The sequence below is a fragment of the Cyclobacterium roseum genome (assembly GCF_010119225.1).
Classification (GTDB): Bacteria; Bacteroidota; Bacteroidia; order Cytophagales; family Cyclobacteriaceae; genus Cyclobacterium; species Cyclobacterium roseum.
The window spans coordinates 329,363-347,426 of record NZ_WNKF01000003.1 but is presented as its reverse complement, the minus strand read 5'-3'; the positions used below and the strand labels follow the sequence as shown (position 1 = coordinate 347,426).

At 44.7% G+C, this 18,064-nt stretch carries 18 protein-coding genes; 13 read left to right on the top strand and 5 right to left on the bottom strand.

Translation table 11 applies throughout. From position 1 onward, the window contains the following. Nucleotides 1-4 precede the first annotated feature (4 nt). Both GJQ68_RS06510 and GJQ68_RS06505 read left to right on the top strand, forming a co-directional pair. Nucleotides 5-931, top strand: a complete 927-nt coding sequence (locus GJQ68_RS06510; RefSeq protein WP_162416494.1) for a calcium/sodium antiporter — start codon at nucleotides 5-7, stop codon at nucleotides 929-931. Continuing rightward, on the top strand, nucleotides 928-1,386 hold the full coding sequence (locus tag GJQ68_RS06505; protein WP_162416493.1) for a hypothetical protein: 459 nt from the start codon (nucleotides 928-930) through the stop codon (nucleotides 1,384-1,386). The genes GJQ68_RS06510 and GJQ68_RS06505 overlap by 4 nt, the downstream gene beginning before the upstream one ends. 52 nt (nucleotides 1,387-1,438) lie before the next feature. On the opposite strand, the gene GJQ68_RS06500 is transcribed toward GJQ68_RS06505, so the two are convergent. From GJQ68_RS06500 to GJQ68_RS06490, 3 genes are read right to left on the bottom strand one after another with little or no spacing between them, the layout of a single operon-like run. After that, nucleotides 1,439-2,398 carry an FKBP-type peptidyl-prolyl cis-trans isomerase gene (locus tag GJQ68_RS06500; protein ID WP_162416492.1) on the bottom strand — a complete coding sequence of 320 codons (960 nt, stop codon included), beginning with the start codon at nucleotides 2,396-2,398 and terminating at the stop codon, nucleotides 1,439-1,441. A gap of 28 nt (nucleotides 2,399-2,426) precedes the next feature. Continuing rightward, nucleotides 2,427-3,755, bottom strand: coding sequence for an outer membrane beta-barrel protein (locus GJQ68_RS06495; RefSeq protein WP_162416491.1), 1,329 nt, complete (start codon nucleotides 3,753-3,755; stop codon nucleotides 2,427-2,429). Continuing rightward, nucleotides 3,736-4,284, bottom strand: a complete 549-nt coding sequence (locus GJQ68_RS06490; protein ID WP_162416490.1) for an RNA polymerase sigma factor — start codon at nucleotides 4,282-4,284, stop codon at nucleotides 3,736-3,738. The genes GJQ68_RS06495 and GJQ68_RS06490 overlap by 20 nt, the downstream gene beginning before the upstream one ends. A 304-nt stretch (nucleotides 4,285-4,588) precedes the next feature. On the opposite strand from GJQ68_RS06490, the gene GJQ68_RS06485 reads away from it, so the two are divergent. From GJQ68_RS06485 to GJQ68_RS06460, 6 genes are all read left to right on the top strand, one after another. Then, nucleotides 4,589-5,311, top strand: coding sequence for a hypothetical protein (locus GJQ68_RS06485; RefSeq protein ID WP_162416489.1), 723 nt, complete (start codon nucleotides 4,589-4,591; stop codon nucleotides 5,309-5,311). A gap of 55 nt (nucleotides 5,312-5,366) precedes the next feature. Continuing rightward, nucleotides 5,367-6,245, top strand: a complete 879-nt coding sequence (gene lipA, locus GJQ68_RS06480; protein WP_162416488.1) for a lipoyl synthase — start codon at nucleotides 5,367-5,369, stop codon at nucleotides 6,243-6,245. 133 nt (nucleotides 6,246-6,378) lie between these two features. Beyond that, a complete protein-coding gene (locus tag GJQ68_RS06475) occupies nucleotides 6,379-6,969 on the top strand; it encodes an SPOR domain-containing protein (protein WP_162416487.1) in 591 nt (196 codons plus the stop codon). 108 nt (nucleotides 6,970-7,077) lie between these two features. After that, nucleotides 7,078-8,778: a single-stranded-DNA-specific exonuclease RecJ gene (recJ, locus tag GJQ68_RS06470; RefSeq protein ID WP_162416486.1), complete on the top strand. Its 1,701-nt coding sequence runs from the start codon at nucleotides 7,078-7,080 to the stop codon at nucleotides 8,776-8,778. 2 nt (nucleotides 8,779-8,780) lie between these two features. Next, complete coding sequence (gene lptB, locus GJQ68_RS06465) at nucleotides 8,781-9,512, top strand: LPS export ABC transporter ATP-binding protein (protein ID WP_162416485.1); 732 nt, start codon at nucleotides 8,781-8,783, stop codon at nucleotides 9,510-9,512. 16 nt (nucleotides 9,513-9,528) lie between these two features. Continuing rightward, nucleotides 9,529-11,046 (top strand): GH3 auxin-responsive promoter family protein, encoded by a 1,518-nt coding sequence (locus tag GJQ68_RS06460; protein WP_162416484.1) that lies wholly within the window; start codon nucleotides 9,529-9,531, stop codon nucleotides 11,044-11,046. 332 nt (nucleotides 11,047-11,378) lie between these two features. On the opposite strand, the gene mazG is transcribed toward GJQ68_RS06460, so the two are convergent. After that, nucleotides 11,379-12,182 (bottom strand): nucleoside triphosphate pyrophosphohydrolase, encoded by an 804-nt coding sequence (gene mazG / locus GJQ68_RS06455; RefSeq protein WP_162416483.1) that lies wholly within the window; start codon nucleotides 12,180-12,182, stop codon nucleotides 11,379-11,381. A 75-nt stretch (nucleotides 12,183-12,257) separates the two neighbouring features. Here mazG and GJQ68_RS06450 point away from each other — a divergent pair, with 75 nt between their 5' ends. The 3 genes from GJQ68_RS06450 (at nucleotide 12,258) to GJQ68_RS06440 (ending at nucleotide 15,098) form a co-directional block, all read left to right on the top strand. Beyond that, nucleotides 12,258-12,488, top strand: coding sequence for a hypothetical protein (locus tag GJQ68_RS06450; RefSeq protein ID WP_162416482.1), 231 nt, complete (start codon nucleotides 12,258-12,260; stop codon nucleotides 12,486-12,488). Nucleotides 12,489-12,550: 62 nt separating this feature from the next. After that, nucleotides 12,551-13,942: a phosphoglucosamine mutase gene (gene glmM / locus GJQ68_RS06445; RefSeq protein ID WP_162416481.1), complete on the top strand. Its 1,392-nt coding sequence runs from the start codon at nucleotides 12,551-12,553 to the stop codon at nucleotides 13,940-13,942. Nucleotides 13,943-13,949: 7 nt separating this feature from the next. Beyond that, nucleotides 13,950-15,098, top strand: a complete 1,149-nt coding sequence (locus tag GJQ68_RS06440) for a cysteine desulfurase family protein (protein ID WP_162416480.1) — start codon at nucleotides 13,950-13,952, stop codon at nucleotides 15,096-15,098. A 33-nt stretch (nucleotides 15,099-15,131) separates the two neighbouring features. On the opposite strand, the gene GJQ68_RS06435 is transcribed toward GJQ68_RS06440, so the two are convergent. Further along, on the bottom strand, nucleotides 15,132-16,088 hold the full coding sequence (locus tag GJQ68_RS06435; protein ID WP_162416479.1) for a pyridoxal-phosphate dependent enzyme: 957 nt from the start codon (nucleotides 16,086-16,088) through the stop codon (nucleotides 15,132-15,134). A gap of 143 nt (nucleotides 16,089-16,231) precedes the next feature. Here GJQ68_RS06435 and GJQ68_RS06430 point away from each other — a divergent pair, with 143 nt between their 5' ends. Both GJQ68_RS06430 and GJQ68_RS06425 read left to right on the top strand, forming a co-directional pair. Beyond that, nucleotides 16,232-16,903: a peptidoglycan DD-metalloendopeptidase family protein gene (locus GJQ68_RS06430; protein WP_162416478.1), complete on the top strand. Its 672-nt coding sequence runs from the start codon at nucleotides 16,232-16,234 to the stop codon at nucleotides 16,901-16,903. 26 nt (nucleotides 16,904-16,929) lie between these two features. Continuing rightward, complete coding sequence (locus tag GJQ68_RS06425) at nucleotides 16,930-18,063, top strand: amidohydrolase (RefSeq protein ID WP_162416477.1); 1,134 nt, start codon at nucleotides 16,930-16,932, stop codon at nucleotides 18,061-18,063. Nucleotide 18,064 lies beyond the last annotated feature (1 nt).

Genomic DNA, 18,064 nt, shown 5'->3' with positions numbered 1-18,064 from the left:
GAACATGAGTTACTTACTATTGGCAATTGGTCTGCTAGTCCTGTTACTTGGTGGGAAATTTTTAGTGGATGGCGCTTCCTCAGTGGCCTCCCGCCTCGGGTTGAGTCCTGGGTTAATCGGGCTTACCATCGTAGCGTTTGGTACCTCTGCACCTGAATTATTGGTGAGTATCACGGCGGCACTTAGAGGGGCTAGTGACATAGCTATCGGTAATGTGGTAGGAAGTAACATTTCAAACATCACACTCGTGTTAGGAATAAGTGCTGTAATTTATCCGATTTATATTGAGAAATCTACCTTAAAGCTGGACTACCCATTTACGTTATTCAGCTCATTGCTCTTTTTTGTTTTTGCCTTGAATGGCCTCATTTCCTTTACCGAGGGTGTCATATTATTGATTTGCTTTGTATCCCTAAATTGGTATTTCTTCAAAAGCATCGAGCGGGTGGAATTTTCAGAAGAGGATGCAGCACAAATGAAAAAACAGCCGGTTTGGCTTGCTATATTACAATTGCTCGGCGGTGCAGCAGGTCTGTATTTTGGGTCGGATCTGGTGGTAGGCAATGCCACCTCTATTGCCCAGGCCCTGGGGGTCAGTGAACGGATCATAGGGGTGACCATTATAGCCATTGGAACAAGCCTTCCTGAGCTGGTCACGTCTGTACTTGCCGCGTTGAAAAAGGAAACGGCAATGGCCCTGGGAAACATTCTGGGGAGTAACATCATGAATGTATTTTCCATCATAGGTTTTACCGCCGTGCTCAAGCCCATCGCTGTCACTCCCAATTTTATCTCCTCGGATTTTATTTGGATGCTCGGGTTTACGATTCTCCTGCTGCCCATCATGCGAATAAATTACATTATTTCCCGACTAAACGGAGGCTTCTTAATTTTGGGGTACTTGGTGTACGTATACCTGCTGGTGGCATGAGTGAATACCTGATTACTTTTTTGGGCATCTATTTTCTCTGCCTGTTTAAATTTATCGCGGGACCTCTGTTAGGTTATGCAGCGGGTTTTGGGTTATGGGAAATCGTGGCAGTCACTGTTTCCGGAATGATGACATCTGTGGTGCTTTTTTCATTTTTAGGGGAATGGTTCAAAAAAAATTGGGTCCTAATTACTCGAAAGAAATCGAAAAAATTTTCCAAAAAAACCCGGAGTATCATAAAGGTATGGCATAAATTCGGGGTTTGGGGCATCGCATTCCTAACACCGGTCATTTTGACTCCTATCGGAGGAACAGTGGTGCTCACGTCTTTTGGTATCGACAAAAAAAAAATCCTGATCGCCATGCTCATCAGCTCTCTCTTTTGGGCGACTTTATTTGGCTTAAGCATTGAGAAATTACTGGAAATCCCTTTTCTAAAAAAAATGTGGACCTAAAAAAAGCGGGCTTTAAACCAAAGCCCGCCCAAACTGTTTTATTATTTTTTATTTATTGTACGGCCAACACTTCCGCTTTAAACCAAACCGGAGTAAAGGGCTTTACCAGATCTATCTGCTCTCCCTTTTCGATCAGGTCTTCTCTGATTTCTTCCGGAAGGATCTGAATGGAATTGTCATAAGCGGCAAATGAGGTAGCCATTACCTCTACTTTCTCTTCCGGCAACACTCCTTTCAATCCCTCATTTAAGAATGTCAAGCCCGAATTTCCGATTGAAACGGTGGTAGGCTGATTGGAAGTATATGATTCAAAAACGGGTTCGGTTGCCCCTAATTCAAACATCTCAAAATCTACCGATACATTACTTCCCAGTTTGGATTCAGATTTTGAGTCATCCCCCGGTTCCACCGACCTGAAATAAACACCCTCTGCCAATTCTTCAAACCCCTCCAGTTCATTTTCCTCAATATAGGCCTGAATCATGTCAACCTCCCTTTGTTGAAGTTCTTCCTCGCTGTACTTTTTATCAAACTTCAATTGGATTACCAGGTTCGAGGCGGGCAAAATCAGCTGCTGGTAACTGTAATTGCCAAAGGCCAGATAGGAAGGAGTGTATAGCATCATTTCTTCACCTTCCCTGGCCAGTCCGGCAGCATAGGTAATCGCAATGGGCCAAAGTCCGTCCTGACTGTACCGAAAAAACTTGGGCTCCTTTGATTCATCCAGATAGGAATCAATCAGTTGTCCGTCAATGGTTCTGATTTCGTAGTATATCCCAATATAATCTGCATTTACAAACTGAGGGGCATCGGGGTTTTCCTGCGTTTTTTCATAGTAGAAACCAGATTGAGCTTTGGTGGCATCGATATTATTGGAAGTAATGTATTCTTCCATCACAAGGTTGTCTCTGGTAATGGCCCGGTCCAGGTCTGTTTCGGTTTCCTCAATACAGGATGTCATTAAAATGGCGGCCAGTCCTACTGACCAGCCGAATCTGTTGGATAAAATCATGGTAAAATAGCTAATTTAATAATATGGTTTATTTATTCTTAAGGTTAAAATTCATGCGTAGGTTCACGCCCCCAATGGAAAATTGCTGATCTGCGAACGTAAGATTACTCAATGGTACTTTATAAAAAGGTTCCAGGGAAAAATAAAACTCGTCACTCAATTGGTATTCGTATCCAAAGGAGATGTTTAATAATCCGGCCAGGTCGGCTCCCCGGTTCCCAGCCTCTGGGGTAATGACGTTGCTGAATTTCTGTGTGTTTGGGGCGTATTCAAGTGTTCCACTAAGACTATTAGCTGAAAACAAAGATTGCGCTTCATAGGTTTCCACCGTATTCTGTTCCAGGTAAACCATACTGGATAAACCGGTGATCAAATAAATGCCTGTCTGCTTCCGGTCAAACACCTTGTATTTTAGGTTAATCGGAATATCCAGCGAAGCAAAATTTAGCTGATAATCGGTATCAACTATATTGCTGTTGGCTCGCATATCAAAGCTTGGGGATGCGGTTTCTTGTGCCAGTGGCTGCAGGCTTTGCTGTGAGACGCTTTGGCTGGCATAGGCCAGGCCCACATCCAGCTTCAGCTTTCGGCTTAGCGATATTTCGGACATCAGCCCGGCTCCCAGATTCATTCCGGATACCGGATTGGAGTTGGATTGAGGACTTACCATTAGCCCTACTTTAAATGCCCTGGACTCATTGGACCCGGTTTGGGATTCCGCGTCTTTCTCCTCTGCCTTCCATTGTTCTATCATTCGCTCCGCATCCGTCTCAGACAGGGAGGTCATTCCGATGGGGTCGACAGTTTCCCCGGAAAGGAAATTGGAATCGATTTTTTGGGTTACTGCCTTCTGAAACCCATCCCATGTTTCAGAGAGAGCGGTGGCCCAGAAATTCCTTCCGGCTACCTTTACCTCCGGTACTTGCTCCGAAGGTAGTCTATTAGTACCTGTTTCGTAGTTGTGGGGTTCCCTATCCTGTAGGGTAAGAGATTCCTCTAAATTCCCTGAATTAATAGAATTCCCCGGAATACCTTCCAATTCCCTGAATTTTCCGGAATCCTGAGTAGCGAGGTTATCTTTCTCGGAAAAGGCAGGATTCTCAATGGAAATGGTGTCCGTTAAGGCCCGAACTTTCTCATCAATTTTTTCCTGTTCCGGATAATATATAAAGAAAAAAAGCAAACTAGCCGCAATCCCTGCTCCTAAGAATGGCCAAAAAACCATCCAGCCTTTCTTCTTTGGTCTAAAGTAGGCATTGGAAAATTTTTCCCATTCCGCAGGGTCAAAAGGCTCCTCATATGTGCTGAAGGAGGCTTTTATTTTCTCCACCAGTTTCTTATCGAACTGCTCCTTCATTTTTTATTTGATTGATTGCAATTATTTTTTCTCTTAATTTTTCTTTGGCTCTCGCCAGATACGTTCTGCAGGTACTGGCGGGAATCCCAAGTTTTTCACCAATTTCATGGTGTTTGTACCCTTCAATTTCATACATGTTGAAAACCAGTCGCAATGTTTCCGGCAGTTCGCCTAAAGACCGTAGGATATCTTCCCTGGACAGCTCCTCTATTACGCCAGGATCACAGGTTTCTGCTCCTGCCTTATCAATATCCATGGCCGAATAGTGTTTGAGATTTTTTCGGTAGTAGTCCACAGAGGTATTGATGATAATTCTGCGAAACCATCCTTTAAATGAGTTTTCCAACGAAAACTGATCCAACTTGTCAAATGCTTTCATAAAACTATCGTTTACGATTTCACAGGCTTCCTCCCTGCTCCCGGAATACCTCAGCGCAATGCTCATAGCATAGCCATAAAAGTGCCTGTAAAGCCTTTCCAACGATTTTCTATCTCGTTTCTGCGCTTTCTGTATAAGGTCTTTCTCCAAAAGCCTCTCTTTAATATGAATGGGTTCGCTCTCCAGACGCAAACCGTGCCGGAAACGCTACAATACCCCGAATATTTTTTTTCTTAGCCGCATCCCAGGAAGCGGCCTTCGGGTTTTTGATACCTATATGCCGCTCCTCAAACCTTCCTTTAATACCAAACCCTTTCTTTGTTAAAAGCCTGGATAACGGTTTCGGGCAGGCTACCTTTTGTTTGTTGGTATAATCTGATTATTTTTAGTCCTCCAATGGTAACAATGCGCACAAAAATAGCGTTTATTTCCATGATCATCTATGAGGGATAAAATGAAATATTTACTAATGCTGGCTTTGGCCCTGCTTACAATGAATTCATTGCATGCGCAACGGGGAGAAGCCGGTGACTATGATTACGACAATGAAGTGCTTTTTGGTATTAACAAAAACACCAATGGAGGACTAATCGGAGGGGTAAGTTTCAAGATGGGATCCCGAATTGATGATAATTTATTTCAGTTCTTTAATCTCGAACTGGCAAATGTCAAAAACCCCAAGGAAGTCCGGTACACCACGGTTTTGGGTAACAGCTTCATTTTCGGAAAATCCAATTACCTGTATGCGATCAGGCCCCAATACGGGCGGGAAATCCTTGTGTTCAAAAAAGCACCGCATCAGGGAGTCCAGATTTCGCTTCTGGGAGCGATTGGTCCTTCCATTGGTTTAATCGCACCTTATTTTATTGAATACTCGTTTAATCGCACCGAAACGACGCGGGAGCAATACGACCCATCTGTACACCAGAGCAGATTTAATGTACTGGGACCGGGAAGGCTATTTGAAGGCATTGGTGATTCAGAGATCGCATTTGGTGGCAATGCCAAAGCTGCCATGACCTTTGAATTTGGTTTTTTTAAATCGAATGTCACCGGAGTGGAACTGGGATATCAATTAGAAGGTTTTACCAAAGAAATCCCGTTGATGCCAACGACCGAAAACAGACAGGTTTTTCAATCCGTTTATTTCACCCTCTTTTATGGGTTCAGAAGGTAGCCGAGCCGGGATTCGCCGCGTAAACATTAATTTTAGACAGATTTAAACGACCGATATGATAGAACTACCGGTAATATCAGAATCACAAACCAAAAAGAAAAAACCCGACTGGCTGAGGGTAAAATTGCCGCTCGGTAAAGAATACGCCAAAGTACGCAAACTGGTGGACGAACATAAACTGAACACTATCTGTGAAAGTGGTAGCTGTCCCAATATGGGCGAATGCTGGGGTGCAGGTACGGCCACATTTATGATCCTGGGAAACGTATGTACCCGCTCCTGCTCCTTCTGTGCGGTGGCTACGGGGAGACCTCCGGAATACGATGAGGACGAACCCAGAAGAGTGGCCGAAGCGATCCAACTAATGCAGGTGAAGCATGCCGTGATTACTTCGGTAAACCGGGATGAGCTCAAGGACCGGGGAGCAGAGATATGGTACAATACCGTAATCGAAACCAAAAAGCTTTCTCCGGAGACCACCATCGAAACCCTTATTCCAGATGTAAAAGGTAACTGGGATGCCCTTTACCGGATGATCAGTGCGGGGCAGGAAGTGGTGTCTCATAACGTAGAAACGGTTGAACGACTGTATCGGAGGGTACGACCCCAGGCGAAATACCATCGTTCCCTGGAACAAATCAAGTTAACCAAAGCATTTGGCAAACGAACCAAGACGGGAATCATGCTTGGTTTGGGAGAAAAAGAGGAAGAAGTTCACCGGGCAATGGATGATTTGGTCGCACATGGATGTGATATTTTAACACTCGGCCAATACCTGCAGCCTACCCGCAGGCATATAGAAGTGGCTGAGTTTATTCATCCGGAACAATTTGAAGCCTATCGCGAAGCCGGGCTGGAACGTGGATTAAAATACGTGGAATCCGGGCCATTGGTCCGGTCTTCCTATCATGCCGAACGGCATGTGAACGTTTGATATAGAGCGGTTCTTTAGTAAAGGAACCGCTTTTTTTAATTGATTTTTCCAGGAAAAAAAGAATAATGGTTTATTTTTTGTAATTTAAGGATGTAACCGGTTATCGTAGTCCGGATTTTAAATAGGCTTTAAAATGAATGCAATCAAAACATTTTTATTTGTCCTTATGGCTGGTATTTTATTTCACTGCTCTCCAAAAACCATGGGCGGCCTGAGTGAAGAAGAATACGATGTCTGGAAACAGAAGAAGAAAGAATTGACTCCTGAGAACTATAAAGCTCTTGTGGAAGAAAATGACAGCCTTTCCGAAGAAAACCTTCAACTTTCAGAAAAAGAGACCTACCTGAATCAGGTAATTGAAAGAAAAGACAATGAAATCGATCGTCTCACGAGCCAGGTTTCAAAAATAAAATCGGAAGGTCCGAACCAAAATACGGCCTCCGATGCGGCAGACCCCTGGGATACAGGAGTGGCATTCAGAGTACAGTTGGCTGCCTTTGATGATTTTGACCTGCGCGAGCTCACCGAAAACGGGAGTGATCTCAAAATCATCGATCAGGACGGCTATATTAAGTATGTTCTGGGTCAGTTTAGGGACTACGAGATGGCCGACAAGTTCAAGAAAAAACTACGGAAAATTGGTGTCAATGAAGCCTGGATCGTGCCCTATAAAGACGGAAAAAGGGTACCATTAAAGGAAGTGCTCACAGAAGTGATCGACTAATTTTAAGCCGCTCTTACCCTGATATTTGGGCCAATTGACAGCTTTTTTCGAGCGGATAAAGGAATTTTTTTCGTAGTAACGCCGGTTTCTTTTGTAATTTACACCTGTATGGACTTTAGATGGAAACTTAAAAGCAAGGCGAGGCCGGAGATAGTAGAATACCTCAGCAATGAAATCAATGTAAACCCGACCCTGGCCAACATGTTGGTCAATCGTGGCATCCAAAATTTTCAACAAGCCAAGGATTTTTTTCGTCCTGACCTGGATAAACTTCACGATCCCATGCTTATGAAAGACATGGATAAGGCCGTACAAAGACTTGTTCTTGCCATTCAAAATCAAGAATTCATACTAATTTATGGGGATTATGACGTGGATGGCACCACCTCCGTTGCCCTGTTTTATAGTTTTATCAAATCTTTTTACGCCAACGTCTCCTTCTACATTCCGGACCGGTACAAAGAAGGGTATGGTATTTCCGAGAAAGGAGTGCGCTATGCCGCAGAAAATAACTTCAAACTACTGATCTCACTGGACTGCGGTATTAAAGCCCTGGATAAGATTGAACTAGCGAATGAGTTGGGAGTCGATTGTATCATATGTGACCACCATACGCCAGGCGAAACGCTCCCTCAAGCCATCGCCGTATTGGATCCCAAGCGGAAAGATTGCTCTTATCCCTACAAAGAATTGAGCGGCTGTGGGGTGGGATTTAAACTCGTGCAAGCCTTCAGTGAATTTACCGGCAGAAGTCAGGCCAGCCTGTATGCTTACCTGGATTTGGTAGCGGTTAGCATCGCTTCTGATATCGTACCGATTACCGGAGAAAACCGCATTCTTGCCTATTACGGCCTGGAAAGACTTAATAACAATCCAAGACCGGGAATCAAAGCCCTGCTTTTAAAAGGAAAAGTAGAAAAGGACATCAACATTACCGACATTGTGTTTAAGATTGGTCCGCGTATCAATGCATCAGGACGTCTCGAACATGCCAAGGCCTCGGTGGAGTTATTGATTTCAGGGAGTCTGGACGAAGCGGTAAGACGAGCTGAACTTGTGGAAGACGTAAATGCTGCCCGAAAGAATTTTGATGAAAACATTACCCGGGAAGCTCTGGAAATGATTGAAAACCTTGAATTAAATGGAGCTTCTAAAAGTACGGTGTTGTTTAAGGAGGATTGGCATAAGGGAGTAATCGGAATTGTCGCCTCTCGCTGCATTGAAAAATACTACCGGCCCACGATTATTTTGACCGAATCCAATAACAAAGCAACCGGAAGTGCCCGTTCGGTTTTCGATTTTGATATATACGAAGCCATAGAGGCCTGTAGCGACCTGCTGGAGCAGTTTGGTGGCCATAAGTATGCGGCAGGGTTAACCCTTCCGGTAGAAAATGTACCGGCTTTTCAGAAGAAATTTGAAAGGGTGGTAAGCGAACGGGTCAATGAAATTCATCTCAAACCAATTCAGGAAATTGACGATGAATTGATTTTAGACCAAATCAATTACAAATTTTATAACATTCTGAAACAGATGACTCCTTTTGGCCCCGGCAATCCGGAGCCTGTCTTCTGCGTAAATCAGGTACATGCAGAAAACGTAAGAATATTAAAAGAGAAACACCTTCGCTTTGAAATCATACAAGATGGCCAAAATACCCGGCCGGTCTGTATTGGTTTTGGATTTGCAGAATATTACCAATTGCTAAATAGTAAAATGCGCTTTAATATCGCATTTGAAATAAGAGAAAACACCTTTAGGAACACGAGCAGTCTGCAATTGTACGTAAAGGATATCAAATTTGACTAACTATGATACTTCGGGCGGAAAACCTGGTAAAAATTTACAAGAAAAAAAGGGTCGTAAACGACATCTCCGTATCCGTGGAGCAAGGGGAAATTGTCGGACTTTTGGGACCCAATGGTGCTGGCAAAACCACCTCCTTTTACATGATCGTAGGCCTGATTCAGCCCAATGGAGGCAAGGTATTTCTGAACGAGGAGGAAATTACGCCCCTTCCCATGTATCGAAGAGCGAAGTTCGGGATTGGATACCTGGCGCAGGAAGCTTCCGTATTCCGTAAACTTAGCGTGGAAGAAAACATCATGGCAGTTTTGGAGATGACCTCCCTTCCTAAAAACGAACAGAAAGATAAAGTGGATCAGTTACTGGAAGAATTTAGCCTGACACACGTACGGAAAAATTTGGGCATGGTTCTTTCAGGAGGAGAGCGGCGAAGAACAGAAATTGCCAGGGCACTATCGGTCAACCCAAAGTTTGTATTACTAGACGAGCCGTTTGCCGGAGTAGACCCTATAGCAGTGGAGGAAATCCAATCCATTGTTGCTAAGCTCAAGGACAAAAATATTGGCATACTGATAACCGATCACAATGTCAATGAAACGCTTTCTATCACCGACCGGGCCTACTTAATGTTTGAAGGAAGGCTTCTCAAGGCGGGAACCGCGGAAGAATTGGCAGCGGATGAGCAGGTTAGAAAGGTTTACCTTGGCAAAAACTTTGAGTTAAAAAGAAAAATTTAAACGGAATCCTTTCAAAATGGAAGTCATCAATACCTTCATGACCTGGATCTTCAAGAACCGCATTGGTCAAATAGAAAAATTCAAAAACAATCCCTTGGAAGTCCAGCACGAGATCTTGTTTAAATTGGTACATACGGCCCGAGGTACCGAATTTGGAAAAAAACACCATTTCCGACAAATTTCCTCCTACAAGGATTTCAATCAATGGGTTCCGGTGCATGATTACGAAAGTATGAGGCCCTACATCCAGCAAACCATGCAGGGCCAGCAAAACGTGATATGGCCTTCCCCCATTCACTGGTTTTCAAAATCCTCCGGAACCACCTCCTCCCGAAGCAAGTTTATTCCGGTATCGCCGGAAAGCCTGGAAGAATGCCACTTCAAAGGAGGCAAAGACATGCTTTCCTTATATGTGACCAACTACCCCAATACCAAGTTGTTTACCGGAAAGAGCCTTACCATCGGTGGAAGTCTTCAGACCAATAACCTTGACTATAACAAAAGCAGCTCCTACGGCGACATTTCGGCAGTGATCATGCGCAACCTTCCCAAATGGGCACAGCTTGCCAGAACCCCCAGTCTGGACATTGCCCTAATGAGCGAGTGGGAGGAAAAAATTGACAAGATGGCCAACGAAACCATGAAGGAAAATGTAACCAGCCTTACCGGGGTACCCACCTGGACATTGGTACTGATCAATAAGGTAATAGAAAAAACCAAGTGTGATAATATCCTTGAAATCTGGCCAAATCTGGAAGTTTTTTTTCACGGAGCAGTCGCCTTTGGTCCCTACCGAAATTTATTTCAAAAATTGATTCCTTCACCCGAAATGCATTACATGGAAACATATAATGCCTCCGAAGGATTTTTTGGCATACAAGACCAGATCGGCAGTGACGAACTACTCCTGATGCTGGATTATGGTATATTTTACGAGTTTATGCCCATGGAAGATCTGGAAAGCGAAAATCCTTCCATTATCCCTTTAGACGAGGTAAAAACCGGAATAAACTATGCCATGCTTATCTCCACCAACGCCGGCTTGTGGCGATACAAGATAGGTGATACCGTAAAATTCACCTCCACCCTCCCGTACCGCTTAAAAATATCAGGTCGCACCAAACATTTTATTAATGCCTTCGGGGAAGAGCTTATTGTGGAAAATGCAGAACAGGCCATCGGAAACACTTGTAAAATCACTGGGGCTGACATCAGCAACTTTACCGCAGCTCCCGTCTATTTCGGTGATAATCAGGAGCAAGGAACCCACGAATGGATCATTGAATTTATCCAATTGCCCCGGGATAAGGATGCTTTTGTACGGGTGCTGGACGAGGAATTACGGAAAGTAAATTCCGATTATGACGCTAAGCGGTATCGGGATATGGTATTAAAATTACCTATCGTACATTTTGCATCGGAAGGCCTATTCGAAAAGTGGCTGAAGTCGAAGGGGAAACTGGGTGGACAAAACAAAGTACCCCGATTATCCAATAACCGGGATTATGTGGAAGAGGTTTCCAAACTATTATGACGCTCCTGATCGGTACAAAATTTAATTCTATCTCAGCCTAAAAAAACAGCGGAAAACGGATCGGAAAAATAAGCAATAATTCATCAAAAAACCCTCTTATTTGAATGGATTTGATGAATGAAAAAATCAAGCTTTTTTTATCCACATTTTACGAAGGTTATTCACACACCCTTTCGAAGGGATAATAACAGGCTCATTAATAGCATGTTATAAGTTTTAAAAAAACCTTAAATTGTGGATAAACTAAGAGTATCCAAATTTTATTAGGGTTTTGACAGGTCGTTTGAGGTGGATAACCTGGTTGCCGGAATTATATTTCCCAAATGCCCTTTTTACTCCATTTTTTTAGCTGCTTCCCAGTATACATCCATCTCCGCCAGGCTCATATCTGCCAGGGATTTTCCGGCATTTTTTGCGGCTTCTTCCAAATATTGAAACCGATGGATAAATTTTCTATTGGTGCGTTCCAAGGCTTCTTCCGGGTTTACTTCCAGGTATCGGGCATAATTAATCAAGGAAAAAAGTAAATCTCCAAATTCGGCGGTGGTTGCTTCTTTATCCGGAAGCCCGTCTTCCATCGCATCCAGCGTTTCTTTAAATTCACGTAGTTCCTCGTCCACCTTCTCCCATACCTGGCCCCTGTTTTCCCAATCAAATCCTACTCCTCTGGCTTTTTCCTGGATCCGCATGGCCTTGATTAAAGCTGGCAGCGACCTGGGCACTCCTCCAAGAACACTTTGGTTTCCTTTCTCCTTCAGTTTGATCTTCTCCCAATTCTGTTTGACTGCCTCCTCATCCTCCGCCACAGCATCCCCATAAATATGTGGATGCCTTCGGATCAATTTTTCGTTTAGCTGTTGAATCACCTGGCCGATATCAAACGCATTCTTTTCGTCTCCCATCTTCGCATAAAACACTATGTGAAGTAAAATATCCCCTAATTCCTTTTTGATCTCTTCCAGATCCCGGTCCAGTATAGCATCGGAAAGCTCAAAGGTTTCTTCAATGGTCAGGTGCCGCAGGCTTTCCATGGTTTGTTTTCGATCCCAGGGACACTGCTCTCTGAGTTCTTCCATGATGGTCATTAAGCGATCGAAAGCGGCAAGCTGCGATTTCCTCTTTTCAGATGGATTCATAAAATTGATAGGAAACTTAAAATTAGGTGTGAACGTTTTGAAAGTAATACGTAAATTTGCAGAAATATATTTGATATGACAACCGTATATTTAACATTGGCTTTCCTGGCCATCTTTTTCATTTTGATGTCCGTAAGGATCATCTTCCTTAAAAACGGGCAGTTTAAGGGCACCTGTGCCTCCCAAAACCCCTACCTGAACAAGGACGGTGGCACCTGCGGGTATTGCGGAAAAAAAGTAGATCCCGATGCTTCCTGTGGCAACCCCGACAATGAGGTTGACAAGGTCCTGGCCCGGTTTAAGTAATTACCCGCGGCCTTCAGGGGAAATAAACTCACTTTTATACATGCTTTCTTAAATTCTTTTCTGTGACATTAATTAAATCAATTTCAGGAATACGGGGTACCATAGGCGGCAAACCCGGAGAGGGCCTGACTCCCTTGGATATTGTAAAATTTTCCGCAGCCTACGGGGCCTGGGTATTGGAAAATTCCGAGAAGAAAAAAATAGTAATCGGCAGAGATGCCCGGTTATCCGGAGAGATGGTCGCTCAACTGGTGGCCCAAACCCTCTTAGGAATGGGGATTGATGTGGTGGACCTTGGCCTGAGTACCACCCCTACGGTGGAACTTGCCGTACCAAGGGAAAATGCCGGAGGAGGCATCATCGTGACGGCAAGTCATAATCCCATTCAATGGAATGCACTGAAGTTACTAAACCAACAGGGGGAATTCATTTCTGAACGGGAAGGGCAAGACGTGTTGGAAAAAGCAGCTCAGGATGATTATCAGTTTGCCGAGGTTCGGAAATTAGGAAATTATAGCAAAAACGAGGATTACCTTGACTTTCACATTCAGCATGTCCTGGATTTGGCCCTGGTAGATCCGGAAGTCATTGCGGCCCGGAAGTTTAAAATTGTAGTGGATTGTGTCAACTCCACCGGAGGTCTGGTAGTTCCGCAGCTATTAAAAGCCCTGGGAGTGGAAGTGGTAGAATGCCTTTTTTGTGATCCTACAGGTGATTTTCCTCATAATCCGGAACCCCTTCCTCAGCACCTACGGGACATTTCCCTGAAGTTGGAAAATGGAAATTTTGACCTGGGCATCGTGGTAGATCCGGATGTGGACCGATTGGCCTTCCTGAATGAAGATGGAAGTTTTTTTGGAGAAGAATACACGCTGGTAGCCGTGGCGGATTACGTGCTTTCCTGCCAAAAAGGAAATACCGTTTCCAACCTAAGTTCCACACGTGCCTTACGAGACGTGACCGAAAAAAGAGAAGGGACCTATCAAGCTGCTGCTGTTGGAGAAGTAAATGTGGTGACCCAGATGAAATCCTCCAATGCCATAATCGGAGGGGAAGGAAATGGAGGCGTGATTTATCCGGAATCCCATTATGGGCGGGACGCACTGGTTGGAATTGGCCTATTTCTCACCCATTTGGCGAAATTTGGCAAATCTGCCAGTCGTCTCAGAGCCAGCTATCCCAATTATTTTATCTCCAAAAACAAAATTGAGCTGACCCCTGCCATCAACGTAGACAGCATTTTGGAGAAAATTCAATTGAAATACCAGAAATTCCCTATCAATACCATCGATGGGGTGAAAATAGAATTCGAAAAAGAATGGGTGCACCTTAGAAAATCCAATACCGAACCGATTATCCGTATCTATTCGGAATCCGAAACAGCCGCTACAGCCGAACATCTGGCCAAAAAAATCATGCTGGACATCAAAGAAATAATTGCTGAGAAAAACTAATTCCCCGATGGCTACAATGCCTTCCCTCTATTTCGACAATGCCGCCACCACTCCTATGGACGAACGGGTGCTGGAAGCCATGATGCCTTTCTTTACCCATAATTTCGGCAATCCGTCCTCCACTCATAGCCATGGACGAAATGCAAGGGTGGAACTGGAAAAAGCCCGGAAAAAAATCGCTGCCCTACTACACGCCAACCCGGGAGAAATCGTCTTCACATCGGGAGGAACGGAAGCGGACAATACGGCCATCTGGGGAGCTATCCCTGCTTATGGTATCCAACAAATAATCAGCTCTCCACTTGAGCATCACGCCGTCTTACACGTGACCGAACATGCTGCGAGCCGTCACCAAATTCCACGCCGCCTGCTCGAGGTCTCAGCCGAAGGAGCAGTCAATTTGGAACAACTGGACCAATTACTGCAGGAAACGCCGAACTCCCTGGTAACCCTTATGCACGGCAATAACGAAATCGGTAACCTGAACGATCTGGAAACCATTTCGGAAACCTGCCAACGGCACGGAGCCTATTTTCATTCGGATACGGTGCAGACAGTGGGCCATTATCCACTGGACTTGCAAAGCCTGTCCATCCACGCCATCGCCGGTTCTGCCCATAAATTTCATGGCCCCAAGGGTGTGGGTTTTTTGTATATCAATTCCAATAAAAAATTACCTCCCTTTATAGAAGGAGGTTCCCAGGAGCGGAACAGGAGAGGAGGAACGGAAAACATCGCATCCATCATCGGTATGGCAAAAGCCCTTGAGCTAGCTCAGGAGGAACAGGAGCAGCATCAACAATACATTTCCGGGCTAAAAGACTATTTTGCTTCCAGGATTTTGGAAGTCCTACCTCAGGTAACCTTCAATGGATTATCTGCACATTCTTCCCAAAGCCTTTACACGGTATTAAGCGTAAGCTTTCCTCCAAATGAAGCTACCCGAGGCATGCTGCTGTTTCACCTGGACCTGAAGGGAATATCCGTCTCGGGCGGTTCCGCTTGCAACAGCGGTGCCCGACTGGGATCCCATGTGTTGCAATCCATTGGTGCAGACCCGGAAAGAGAATGTGTTCGATTTTCCTTCAGCCGATTCAATACGCGGGAAGAAGTAGACTACACCATCAGCCAGTTACAAGAACTCTATACCAACTGATATCTTTTAGGGGTTTCCAACGAATAAAACAACTTACCGAAACGGTAAGTTAGCCAAATCAACATTGCCTCCTGACAAAATAATACCCACCTTTTGATTTTGGAAACGCGATTTATTGCGCAATACGGCCGCTAAAGGGACCGCACAACTGGGCTCTATGACCAGCTTCATCCGCTCATAAATCAGTTTCATCGCGGCAATTATTTCTTCATCGCTGACCGTGAGTATATCCGTAACGTGCTGTGATATGATTCCAAAATTAATTTCTCCCAATGAAGTAAGCAATCCATCGGCTACGGTCTTCGGTTGATCGACAGGAATGCGCCGCCCAGCAAGAAAGGATCTTTTGGCGTCGTCCGCTCCTTCTGGTTCTGCACCGATCACCTTCGTATTTGGTGCAAAGGCATGCGCCGACAATGCCGTACCTGCCAGTAAGCCTCCTCCCCCTACCGGACTTAGTAGTGCATCCAGTGATAAGCCCTCTTCAAAAATTTCAAAGGCACAGGTTGCCTGCCCTTCGATCACATCCCAATGGTCGTACGGAGGGATAAACACGGCACCATAGGTATCCACCACCTTTTTCAGACCCTCCTCCCGCGCCCGCAGGTTGGGCTCGCACTCAAAAATTTGCCCCCCATACTCCTTTACGGCTTGTTTTTTTATTTCCGGAGCATTGGATGGCATGACTATAAACGCCGGGATACCTGCCGCTGTTGCCGCTCGCGCCAATGCTGCCGCATGATTGCCGGAAGAGTGGGTGGCTACACCGTTTACTCGTTGGGAGGGATCTAACTTCAATACAGCATTAGCCGCGCCTCTGGCTTTAAAAGCACCTACCTTTTGAAAATTTTCGCATTTAAAAACCAGCTCGCATCCTGCCAGTCTATCAATAGCGGAGGAACGCATCAAAGGAGTCCAATGCACCATTGCATCGATTCTTTTTCTGGCTTCTCTTATTTTGTCTGAGTTAATTTCCGGTGTAGCATTCATGCGTTAAAAATGCATATTAATTCCCTTAGCAGCAATAGCCTGAACCAATTCATTTCTCTAAGGAAACCATTGGATTTCCATTTCCTCGCACAAAATCCCTATATTGAAACCGTTTTTTGACGGTAACCAGTTGCCAACTCATTATGTCTATCCAATCGGATAATTTCTTTCCCATTATGGGAGAAGAGCTCACTTGTGAAAACTGCCTCATCCTGGATATGAGTGCAGGAAATTTGGCCTTGCAGCGAATTGATTTGATGGACACGTTTGCCTTTGAGTCATTTGTGGCAGAAATCTTGGCCGGTAAGGGTAAAAAATACGGTATTGGCGGCTATGCCGAAAACAGGTCCATATACCAACGAAGCATGGTCTTTGCTGACAATTCCATCGGCTACCGAAACATTCATCTGGGAGTCGATATTTGGACAGCAGCAGCAACACCGGTTTTTTGCCCGCTAGATGGGAAAGTTCATAGTTTTCAGGACAACGCCGGTTTCGGAAATTATGGCCCCACCGTCATTCTGGAACACTTTTGGCGGGGACAAAAGATACACAGCCTGTATGGCCATCTTAGTCAAAAAGACCTGGAGCAGCTAAAACCCGGACAAATTTTTCTTAGCGGAGAAAAAATCGGACATTTGGGGCAGACGAAAGAGAACGGGCATTGGCCTCCTCACGTCCACTTCCAGATTATCCACGATCTGGGAAATAGAAAAGGCGATTACCCGGGGGTGTGCTCCGAAAGCGAAAAAGAAAGCTACTTATTTAATTGCCCCGATCCCAGCCTTTGGTTGGGGGAGCTCTCTTTTCGGTAGTAAATTAACGAATTGAATGGTTTATTATGAATGCTGACGCGTTAAAAAAATTAACTGCATTTAGGAAAAAATTGCATCAAACACCTGAAGTTTCCGGAAAAGAAGCGAAAACTTCCGCCTTAATAAAAGCGTTTTTTAAAGAGCTGGAGCCAGATGAAATCATTGAAGATCTGGGGCCCTATGGGCTGGGAATCGTTTTTAAAGGCAAAACAAAAGGCCCTACCACCATGATCCGGGCCGAACTGGACGCATTGCCCATTCCAGAAAATGGAAAGCATCGCCATAAAAGCAAAAACCCGGGAGTATCACACACTTGCGGGCATGATGGGCACATGGCCATCGTTTGCGGGCTGGGTATGCTCCTCGCTAAAAAAAGGCCATCCAAAGGGAAAGTGGTTCTCGTATTTCAGCCTTCCGAAGAAACGGGTATGGGCTCCGAGCAAGTGATCCAGTCAGAAAATTTCAAGAAAATTCAACCGGATTTTGCTTTTGCCTTGCATAATCTGCCCGGATACCCGAAAAACGAAATTGTTCTGAAAAAAGGGGCATTCACAGCCGCCTCTAAGGGAATCACCATCAATCTCAAGGGGAAGACAAGCCACGCTGCGCATCCTGAAGATGGCCTTAGTCCGGCAGAAGCCATGTGTAAATTGATTATTGGCATGGAAAAATTAACCGAGACCATTTCTGAATTTACATTGGTAACGGTTATTCATGCCCAATTGGGTGAGATTGCCTTCGGAACCACTCCTGGACTGGCGCAGGTGATGGCCACTCTTCGCACATTCGATAATCAAACTATGAAATCACTGAGCAGTAACGCTGAAAAACTAGCGGCATTGATCTCTAATGAATACGGACTGGAGCACGATATCAGTTATTGCGAAGAATTTGAAGCGGTGATAAACGACCCGGTCCCCTGGGAACTGGTAAATGATGCCGCCAAGGAACTGAAATTAAAAACGAAACACATACGGACACCCTTTCGCTGGTCGGAGGATTTCGGTAAATTTTCTTCCCAAACCAACAGCCTGCTTTTCGGACTGGGGGCGGGTAAAAATCAACCTCAATTACACGAAGGCCATTACGATTTTCCGGACGACATTATGGCCACCGGCGTTTCAATTTTCAACCGAATCATCGAAAAATTAAACCACTAAT

Bases quoted from the DNA above. Each gene is read 5' to 3' on its own strand.
- GJQ68_RS06460 (WP_162416484.1), top strand. From the start codon at position 9,529: ATGGAAGTCATCAATACCTTCATGACCTGGATCTTCAAGAACCGCATT.
- GJQ68_RS06450 (WP_162416482.1), top strand. From the start codon at position 12,258: ATGACAACCGTATATTTAACATTGGCTTTCCTGGCCATCTTTTTCATT.
- GJQ68_RS06440 (WP_162416480.1), top strand. From the start codon at position 13,950: ATGGCTACAATGCCTTCCCTCTATTTCGACAATGCCGCCACCACTCCT.
- GJQ68_RS06485 (WP_162416489.1), top strand. From the start codon at position 4,589: ATGAAATATTTACTAATGCTGGCTTTGGCCCTGCTTACAATGAATTCA.
- GJQ68_RS06510 (WP_162416494.1), top strand. From the start codon at position 5: ATGAGTTACTTACTATTGGCAATTGGTCTGCTAGTCCTGTTACTTGGT.
- GJQ68_RS06500 (WP_162416492.1), bottom strand. From the start codon at position 2,398: ATGATTTTATCCAACAGATTCGGCTGGTCAGTAGGACTGGCCGCCATT.
- lipA (WP_162416488.1), top strand. From the start codon at position 5,367: ATGATAGAACTACCGGTAATATCAGAATCACAAACCAAAAAGAAAAAA.
- GJQ68_RS06430 (WP_162416478.1), top strand. From the start codon at position 16,232: ATGTCTATCCAATCGGATAATTTCTTTCCCATTATGGGAGAAGAGCTC.
- mazG (WP_162416483.1), bottom strand. From the start codon at position 12,182: ATGAATCCATCTGAAAAGAGGAAATCGCAGCTTGCCGCTTTCGATCGC.
- recJ (WP_162416486.1), top strand. From the start codon at position 7,078: ATGGACTTTAGATGGAAACTTAAAAGCAAGGCGAGGCCGGAGATAGTA.
- GJQ68_RS06435 (WP_162416479.1), bottom strand. From the start codon at position 16,088: ATGAATGCTACACCGGAAATTAACTCAGACAAAATAAGAGAAGCCAGA.
- lptB (WP_162416485.1), top strand. From the start codon at position 8,781: ATGATACTTCGGGCGGAAAACCTGGTAAAAATTTACAAGAAAAAAAGG.
- GJQ68_RS06495 (WP_162416491.1), bottom strand. From the start codon at position 3,755: ATGAAGGAGCAGTTCGATAAGAAACTGGTGGAGAAAATAAAAGCCTCC.
- GJQ68_RS06505 (WP_162416493.1), top strand. From the start codon at position 928: ATGAGTGAATACCTGATTACTTTTTTGGGCATCTATTTTCTCTGCCTG.
- GJQ68_RS06425 (WP_162416477.1), top strand. From the start codon at position 16,930: ATGAATGCTGACGCGTTAAAAAAATTAACTGCATTTAGGAAAAAATTG.
- GJQ68_RS06475 (WP_162416487.1), top strand. From the start codon at position 6,379: ATGAATGCAATCAAAACATTTTTATTTGTCCTTATGGCTGGTATTTTA.